This is a genomic window from Neorhizobium sp. BETTINA12A (assembly GCF_023006485.1).
In the GTDB taxonomy this organism is placed as follows: domain Bacteria; phylum Pseudomonadota; class Alphaproteobacteria; order Rhizobiales; family Rhizobiaceae; genus Neorhizobium.
In genome coordinates this window covers 1-1,868 of record NZ_JALBGW010000312.1, presented here as the reverse complement: position 1 = coordinate 1,868, position 1,868 = coordinate 1, and the positions used below count along the sequence as shown (strand labels likewise).

Sequence of the window (1,868 nt, the reverse complement as noted above, 5' to 3'; positions counted from 1 at the left end):
CAGGGCGGCGAGCGCCAGCGTGCGCAAGGCGGCGCCGCGGATGCCGCGCCAGAAGGAGAGGCCCGCGAGGATCAGCGCGAAGACGCCGAGTGCGGCCAGGATCGGCCAGGAGAAGAAGGGGGCGAATTCGATGGTCATGAGGATTTCCCTCTATGGGCCAGAAGCGTTGCGCAAGGTTCGCCCCTCACCCCGCCTCCGCTTCGCTCGGCGCACCCTCTCCCCGCAGGCGGGGCGAGGGGGAACGGCGACCGTGCGGCATATCCCTTCTCCCCGCATGCGGGGAGAAGGTGGCGGCAGCCGGATGAGGGGCTAAGGACCATGGCGACGTTTTCCCTCACTGCCCAAGCCGCTCAAGCAGCGCCGGGACATGCACCTGGTCGGCTTTGTAATTGCCGGTCAGCATGTACATCATGATGTTGACGCCGGAGCGATAGGCATATTCGCGCTGCATCTCGTCCGGGGGCACTGTCGGCAGAACCGGAGCACCCTGGCTGTCGACAGCCCAGGCGCCGGCGAAATCATTTCCGGTGATCAGCAATGGGGTCACGCCGTCGCCGCTGGAGGAGAGCTGGGCGCCGGTGTTTTTCGCTTCCTGCCGTGCCTCGACCCAGAGCGGGCTGCCGGTATAACGGCCGGGGAAGTTGGTGAGCAGGTAGAAGGAGCGGGTCAGCACGTGGTCGGTCGGCGTCGGCTCCAGCGGCGGGATGTCGATATTGGCGAGGATCGCCTGCAGGCGCTCGCCATTCGGCGTGGTACCACCTCCGCCGAGCGACGAATATTGATCGCGGGTGTCGAAGAGGACAGTGCCGCCATTGCGCATATAGGCGTCGATGCGGGAGATCGCCGCTTGGCTGGGCATCGGCGCGGTGGCGGAGATCGGCCAGTAGATGATCGGGTAGAAGGCGAGTTCGTCCTTGGTGATATCGAGGCCGACCGGGGCGCCGGGTTCCAGCGTGGTGCGGTAGGTGAGGAACTGGCTGAGGCCCTCAAGACCCTGTTCGGAGATCCGGTCGACATCCTGCTCGCCGGTGGTGACATAGGCGAGGTGGGTCGTGTCGAGCCGCTCGAGGATCTGCTCGTCGCCGGGCTTGGCGCCGGCACCGGGTTCCATTTTTTGTGCCTGCGATTGACCGGGCGTCAAGGCGAAGAGGCCGAAAGCGAGGGCGGCAATCGCTGCTGCGGCAGCACCGCTCGGCCTACGGCGTCCGCCGGAACCACGCGAGAAGGCGCCGTTCATGAAGAGCACCACAAGGCTGTCGAGGATCAGCAGCGCGAAGGCGGCGGCGAAAAGGGCGGGGCGCAGCGATACGGCTTCGCCGCCAGCCAAGCCTTCGCGTACCAGCGGCCGGCTTGCCGTGGTCGGGTCGAAGCGGGCGATGACGGTTTTCGGCGCCAGCAGGTTGACGGCGGTGAAACCGTCCTCGGTGCCGTAAAGACCTGGCGGATGGTCGAAACTCGCGACCGGCACCTGGTTGGCGGCGATCGCGATCGGGCGGGCCGTGCCGGTTTCGGTGGTAAGGACGCCGTCCGCGGTCAAAAGCCGGTAGGGAGCAAGTGTCGCAGCGGCTCCCTCTGCTGCGGCGCCGGACGCGGCACCTCCGTCGCGGGCGAGCTGGACCAGGCGGCGGAGCATCTCGACGAAATTGCCCGACAGCGGCAGGTTCGACCAGGTCGCCTCGGCGCTGGTGTGGAAGAGCACGATGCGGCCGGCCTCGACTTCCTTTTCGGTGACGAGAGGCGTGCCGTCTGAGAGGCTTGCCCAGGTGCGTTCGGCAAGGTCCGGCGTCGGTTCGGCAAGAACCTGGCGGGTGACGGTGATGTCTGTGGCGCGCGGCATGCCGGCGAAGGGGCCGAAGCTCGGGAAATCG

General features: G+C 67.1%; 1 protein-coding gene. It reads right to left on the bottom strand.

What is annotated here, in order from left to right; translation table 11 throughout:
- Positions 1–334 precede the first annotated feature (334 nt).
- Positions 335–1,868: DUF4159 domain-containing protein (locus tag MOV61_RS29710; protein WP_247139149.1), on the bottom strand; the 1,534-nt coding region annotated here is incomplete at its 5' end.